Here is a 5,997-nt window from a genome sequence, read left to right on the forward strand (position 1 = left end):
TTATACTTGTTTTTTACTTTTTTTTTTTTTTTGTTCTGTTTTGTGTTTTTTTTTTTTTTTATTTTTTGGTGTGTGTGGTTGGGGTGGTGCCTCCAGGCCCCCCCACGGGGGTGAACCGCCGCCCGCAGCGCCACATCCCCTGCTCCCCACCGCTCCTGCGGGGAGGCGCCCACCAGCCGTCCCGCCGCCCCCGCCCGCCCCTCACGGGGCTCTTTTTCGCACCAGTCATCTGACTGTAATTTCAGTCAATACTTTCTCACCGGAAAGCGGTCCGCCCATGAACGCGTTCACACTCCTGACCTCCTACGGATCCCCGCTCGGCTCCCCCGGCCGCACCCAGCCGGCCGAACGCGATGCCCTGCGCGTAGGCCTCGTCCAGATGCGCTGGCACGCCGACCCGGCGCAGCACGACGACCACCTGCGGGAGGGCGTGCGACTGGCCGCCGCCGAAGGCGCCGCGGTCGTGTGCCTGCCGGAGCTGACGCGCAGCCCGTACTTCTGCAACACCGACGACCCGATGGCCGACGGCGCCGCCGGCCACCTCGAGGACGTCGAGACCGGCCCCACCGTCTCCCTCGCGGCCGAACTGGCCACCGAGCTGGGCATCACCGTCCACGCCTCCCTGTACGAGCGCGCCGAGGACGGCGGCCTCGGCTACAACACAGCCGTGTGCGTGGACTCCGACGGCAGGCTGATCGCCCGGACCCGCAAGAACCACATCCCCGCCTTCCCCGGCTACCGCGAGGACCTCTGCTTCCGGCCCGGTGACAGCGGGTTCCCGGTACTGGCCCACGAGGGGGCCCGGTTCGGGTTTCCGACCTGCTGGGACGAGTGGTTCCCCGAGCTGGCCCGCGCGTACTCCCTGGCCGGGGCGGAGATCCTGGTCCACCCGACCGCGATCGGCTCCGAGGTGGACCTCCCGGACTTCGACACCCGGCCCATGTGGGAGCACGCCATCAGCGCCAACGGCCTCGCGAACGCCCTCTTCATGATCGTGCCCAACCGCATCGGCACCGAGGGCCGCTCCACCTTCTACGGGTCCTCGTTCATCTCCGACCCCTACGGCCGCGTCATGCTGCGCGCCCCGCGCGACCGCGAGGCCGTCCTCGTCGCCGACCTCGACCTCGACCAGCGCCGCGACTGGCTGAACTTCGGCCTCATGCAGACCCGCCGCCCGGAGCTGTACGGGGCGCTGACGGATCGACTCGACGTGCCGGCGGTCCGAGAAGTTCATTTCCGCAGGTAGGGCGGCGAGCCCCGGGGCAATACGGGTGAACCATGATCACGACACTGGTAACGGTGCGTAGCCGCCTGTTACGTTGCGTTTGCATCCAGTTCGGATGCGAACTCCCGTTCGTCGTGTCACCCCGGAAGGGGCCTACCAGGCATGCGCAGAATTCCCCGTATCCCCATCGTCATGTCCATCGCGACACTGGCCCTCGTCTGCGGCCTGCCGCCCGCGGCGGCGCTGACCGGCCCACCGGCCCACGTCCACCGCATCACCGCCCTCGGGGCGCCCCTCGACGACGAGGAGCCCTGCCCCGGAGGAGAGGCCAAGCCCTGCTCGGCCTCTCCCGAAGAGCGCGGGTCCGTCGACAAGGACCGTGACGCCGCGAAGCAGGACAGCGCCGCCGCCAAGCAGGACATCGCGGCGGCCAAGCAGGCGGCCCAGAAGTGCACGGCGGAATCCAAATCGTGCATGACGGACCTGATCGGCGGCGGCGCGACGCAGGAGACCGACATGGCACAGGCCCGCGGCGAGATGGGCGCCATGCGGCCCGAGCCGTCCGGCAACGCCGAATCCGCCCTGTCGGGCAGCTGCGCCTCCTTCGCTGCCGACCTGCCGGCCGGACTGTCCCAGTCCACGGAACTGACCTCTCTGTGCGGGGAGATGAACCGGTGAAGACGATCACTCACGCCCCGGGCCGACGCGCGGCCCTGGCCGTCGGCGCGGCCGTCCTCGCGCTCACGTGCACCACCACCGCCTTCTCGTACGCCGCCACGCCGCCCGAGGTGCCGACCCCCGTCGGCTACGAGGGCACGACACCGCTCGCCTCGACGCAGAAGGTCACCGAGTACTGCGCCTCGCACCCCGGAGGCTGCCGGTTCGAGATCAACCGCGCCGCGTCGGGCGAGTACTACAGCGCCGTCAAATCCCTCGGGAACGCGGTCGTGAACTGCACCAAGGACGCCATCACGGTCGCCCGCGAGGTCACCCTGCGCACGTCGAGCACCGACAACCTCGGCGGCGAGATCACCGGGAAGATCTCGATCGAGGGAACGATCAGCACCTCCGGCGAGGTCACGGCCGGCGTCGACGCGAAGGCCAAGGGCGAGTTCTCCACCCCGGACAAGTCGAAGGGCCCGACCGCGACCGTCGGCGCCGAGGCCGGAGCCTCGGGCAGCGGGAAGCTCGCCGGATCCCTCGGCGTCAAGGGAGCCTTCGAAGGCGCATTCAAACTCGCCTACCAGCGATCCTGGACGACCGAGCACATCGAGAAGACCACCTACAACACCACCGTGCGCCCCGGCGACGCACTCGTCTTCGGCGCCAGCTCCGCCATGCAGCGCATCGCGGGAGAGATCACCACGGGCAGCGGCCTCGGCATCCGCAAGGTCGTCGTCGACGGCCCCTCCACCGTGAACTCCAGCACCTTCGTCGCGGACACCTTCACCGTGCCCGGCAACACCTGCGACCGGCTGCGGCCCGAGGGCAAGACCGGAACCGAGGACACCACGGCCCCCGCCCCGCCCCGCGGCCTGACGCCCGCGAACCTGCCCGAGGGCTCCCGGTTCAAGGACCGCGACGTGCTCGCCCCCGGCACGCCCTGACCGCCCGCCGCACCCCCTGGAGACCGTCATGAAGACCCGCCGGAGCGCTGCCGGACCTGCCCTCACCACCCTCACCCGTACCGCTCTCACCCGTACCGCCCCGGTCATCGGCCTGGGCCTGTGCTTCGGACTGCTCGGCGGCGCGACCGCCGCCCAGGCCTCCGCCGCCGTCCCGGCCACCCGGGCGGCCGCCGCCCCCGTACCGGTCACCGTCCTCAACGGCGACTTCGCCCAGCCCGCCTTCACCGGCGTCAACACCGGCGCCAACCCGTACGCCTGGTCGGTCGGTTCCACCTCCGGCACCGGCACGACCGGCGGTGTCTGGCGCTGGGACGCCGCCACCGGCGGCCACCCCGGCGGCCTGACGGCCGCGATGCTCCGCCTCCCCGGCGAAGCCTCGTACGGTCTCAAGCAGCGGCTGCGCGGAGTACGCTCCGGGGCGCGCGTCACCGTCACCTACGACGAGAGCCCCAGCGTCTCGAACTACTGCACCGCCGCCGCACTCGAAAAGGGCCAGACCTACACCGTCCAGGGCGAGGGCGGCCCCCTCACCGACCGGACCACCCTGCCGACCACCGAGAAACTGCCCAGCAACTACTGGAAGCCGGCCTGGCGTACCGGGGTGGCCCTCGCCTTCACCGCCGCAGCCAACGAGCCGCTGCTCACCTTCGTCTCCACCGTCGCCGCCGCCCAGAACAACAACGGCTACTGCGGCCCGCTCATCACCAACGTCCGCGTCACCCAGGAGCCGCCGCCGGTCGACAAGACCATCCCGGCCGGCGCCCTGCCTGCCTCCGAGGCCTTCTACGGCAACGACCGCCGAACCCCGGCGGACGCCGTCGCCTACTGCAACGGAGCGGTGAACCGCCGCACGTTCACGGCCGAGGAGGACTACTCGTTCAGCTACTACGCCCCCGCCCGCGTCGCCGCCGAGACCTACTTCAACTGCACCCGCAACACCCTGAACCGCACCCGCCCCGTCTCCACCGCCAACCGCTCCTACGGTGACCTCCCCGCGGCCGCCGGCCTGCCCGGCAGCGGCACCGGAGCGCCGAGCAACATGGCCCAGCAGTACACGCAGGGCACCGGCCTCGCCCCCGCCTGGAGCACCACCCAGGAACGCCCGGTCACCGAGATCGTCCAGCCGGCCGAAGCCTCCTGGATCGAGACCCAGGCCGGTCGCCGGCGCACCGAAGGATGGTTCGACGCCACCACCAAGGCCACCGACCCGAATTACGACTGGCGCCTCCACACCGTCATCGACCACCCCTCCACCGACCTGTCCGACCGGATCTACCAGCGCACCGGCCCCCTGACCGCCTCGGAGAAGCAGCGCTGCCAGTCCGACCGCCCCAACGCGACCACCCCGGTCGGCGCGAACGCCCCCGCCGGCGCCGAGCGCTGACCCACCCCCGAGGTCCGAGCCCCGCCGCACCGGACCGTGCGGCAGGGCCGGAACTCCGCCGCGGCCGCCGGCTCCGCTTCAGGAAACGCGTAGACACGGGTGGCGCCTCTTCGTGAGCGTGGGCGGTACGCGGGTGCAGACGCCGGTGAAGCGGCTGCTCGGCTCCCCCGGAGCCGGCCACTCGGAAGCCTGCGGCCGAAGGCCGGCAGGAAGGGGTCTTGGGCGGCGCCGTATACGGGGAAGGCGGCTTCACCCGTGCTGCCGCCCGGCTGCATCTGGCGCAGCCCGGCCTCGGCGCTCAATCCCAGAGTTGGAGAAGGAGCTCGGGCAACCCCTGCCCGACCGGTCCGCCCCGGCCTGCCGGCCGGTTCTTCACGCCTTTGCGTCGACCGACTCCACCAGCCTGACCATGACCTCGACCGCCTCGTCGTCCGTGAGCCCTTGCTCCCGACACAGAGAGCGCCACGTCGAGAACGCGGTGGCATGCCCGATCAGCGCCCGCCGGACCGGGGCGTCGACCGCGGGCCAGGCACCGGCCAGCACCTCGACGTACGTACGGCTCGTCTGCCCTCGGGCCTCGCGCACCGCCTCGGGTACGGCGTGCTGGTCGCGGATGACGAGCGTCAGCATCTGCTCGCCGGCGCGATAGAAGCGGTAGAGGTCGGCGAGCCCGGCCGTCAGCCGCTCCACGGGATTCGCGAGCGTGGCCCACATCTCGGGCCGGGGCAGCTTCTGCCGCGAGAGCCAGTGCCCCGAACACGCCTCGAACAAGGCGTTCCCATCCGGAAAATGCCGGTACACGGTCAGCCGAGTGACGCCGGCGCGCTCGGCTATCGCCGCGATGCTCGTCGACGCCGGGCCCGCGGTGCCGTGCAGATGCACGGCGGCTTCGATGATGCGCTGCCTCGTACGGCCCACGTCCTCGGCGCGTTTGCGCATCTCATAGCCACGCGGTGCCGTCGAACGCTGCTGATCACTCAATTCTTGACGTCCTGGCGTGTGCGGTGGAGACTTTTCAGGAGAACACCAGTGTATCTCCAAATTCTGTCGAGGAGTGATCGCCATGACAGAGCCGCTGGCCCCGCCGCTCACCATCGTTCGTCCCGGCGAGGGCTCCGAGGGCTTCCTCGGCTCGATCGGGGTCGCCTTCAAGCTGTGGGGGGAAGACACCGACGGGTCGGTCTCCGTCGTCGAGCACCCCTTCCCGGTCGGGGCACTGGTGCCGCCGCACCTGCACACCCGGGAAGACGAGTACTCGATCGTCACCGAAGGCGAGATCGGGTTCCGTTCCGGCGACCGTGAAACCGTTCTGGGTGCCGGCGGCTACATCACCAAGCCGCGCGGGGAACTGCACACGATGTGGAACGCCGGGTCCGTCCCCGCCCGGATGATCGAGATCATCAGTCCGGCCGGATTCGAGCACTTCTTCCGCGAGATGACCGAGATGCTCGCCGACGGGCAGCCGCCGCCCGAGGGCGCGATACCCGTACTCGCCACCAAGTACGGGCTCGCGCTCGGGCGGCCCGCCTGGCTGCCCGACGTCATCGCCAGGTACGGCCTGACGCCCCCGCCCGGCCTCTGACCGGGCACCTGACCGCGCCGCTCGGATGCCGCGAGGCCCCCCGGGGCGAGCGTTGCCCCGGAGGGGCCTGCGAACCGGCTCTCCGGCGGGTCAGCCGACGCGCTCGATGCGCGCCCTGCGGATCAGGTTCTTGCCCGGCTCCCGCACCTTGTCGAAAGCCGAATTGTTCAGCAGCACA

6 protein-coding genes and 1 pseudogene are annotated in these 5,997 nt (G+C 70.6%); 6 read left to right on the forward strand and 1 reads right to left on the reverse strand.

The genetic code is table 11. The features are described from left to right. Positions 1-277 precede the first annotated feature (277 nt). The 5 genes and pseudogenes from ACFXGI_RS34130 to ACFXGI_RS34150 all read left to right on the forward strand — a co-directional run. Positions 278-1,246, forward strand: a complete 969-nt coding sequence (locus tag ACFXGI_RS34130; protein ID WP_384715382.1) for a nitrilase-related carbon-nitrogen hydrolase — start codon at positions 278-280, stop codon at positions 1,244-1,246. Positions 1,247-1,417: 171 nt separating this feature from the next. After that, positions 1,418-1,903 (forward strand): hypothetical protein, encoded by a 486-nt coding sequence (locus ACFXGI_RS34135; RefSeq protein WP_384715385.1) that lies wholly within the window; start codon positions 1,418-1,420, stop codon positions 1,901-1,903. Continuing rightward, positions 1,900-2,832, forward strand: coding sequence for a hypothetical protein (locus ACFXGI_RS34140; protein WP_384715388.1), 933 nt, complete (start codon positions 1,900-1,902; stop codon positions 2,830-2,832). Before ACFXGI_RS34135 ends, ACFXGI_RS34140 begins: the two co-directional genes overlap by 4 nt. A gap of 28 nt (positions 2,833-2,860) precedes the next feature. Further along, complete coding sequence (locus tag ACFXGI_RS34145) at positions 2,861-4,237, forward strand: hypothetical protein (protein WP_384715391.1); 1,377 nt, start codon at positions 2,861-2,863, stop codon at positions 4,235-4,237. A 218-nt stretch (positions 4,238-4,455) separates the two neighbouring features. After that, positions 4,456-4,601 (forward strand): annotated as a pseudogene (locus ACFXGI_RS34150) (LysR family transcriptional regulator); the annotation flags it as partial. Positions 4,602-4,609: 8 nt separating this feature from the next. Here the strand turns inward: ACFXGI_RS34150 and ACFXGI_RS34155 are convergent. Then, entirely contained in the window at positions 4,610-5,218 is a 609-nt protein-coding gene (locus ACFXGI_RS34155; RefSeq protein WP_384715394.1) for a TetR/AcrR family transcriptional regulator, read from the reverse strand. An 82-nt stretch (positions 5,219-5,300) separates the two neighbouring features. Between ACFXGI_RS34155 and ACFXGI_RS34160 the strand changes: the two genes are divergently transcribed. Then, complete coding sequence (locus ACFXGI_RS34160) at positions 5,301-5,819, forward strand: cupin domain-containing protein (RefSeq protein WP_384715397.1); 519 nt, start codon at positions 5,301-5,303, stop codon at positions 5,817-5,819. Positions 5,820-5,997: the final 178 nt, after the last annotated feature.

The sequence above is a fragment of the Streptomyces sp. NPDC059355 genome (assembly GCF_042752335.1).
Lineage (GTDB): Bacteria > Actinomycetota > Actinomycetes > Streptomycetales > Streptomycetaceae > Streptomyces.

What these genes read in the sequence shown, in the direction of transcription:
- ACFXGI_RS34145 (WP_384715391.1), top strand. Translation starts at nt 2,861, where the DNA reads ATGAAGACCCGCCGGAGCGCTGCCGGACCTGCCCTCACCACCCTCACC.
- ACFXGI_RS34135 (WP_384715385.1), top strand. Translation starts at nt 1,418, where the DNA reads ATGTCCATCGCGACACTGGCCCTCGTCTGCGGCCTGCCGCCCGCGGCG.
- ACFXGI_RS34130 (WP_384715382.1), top strand. Translation starts at nt 278, where the DNA reads ATGAACGCGTTCACACTCCTGACCTCCTACGGATCCCCGCTCGGCTCC.
- ACFXGI_RS34160 (WP_384715397.1), top strand. Translation starts at nt 5,301, where the DNA reads ATGACAGAGCCGCTGGCCCCGCCGCTCACCATCGTTCGTCCCGGCGAG.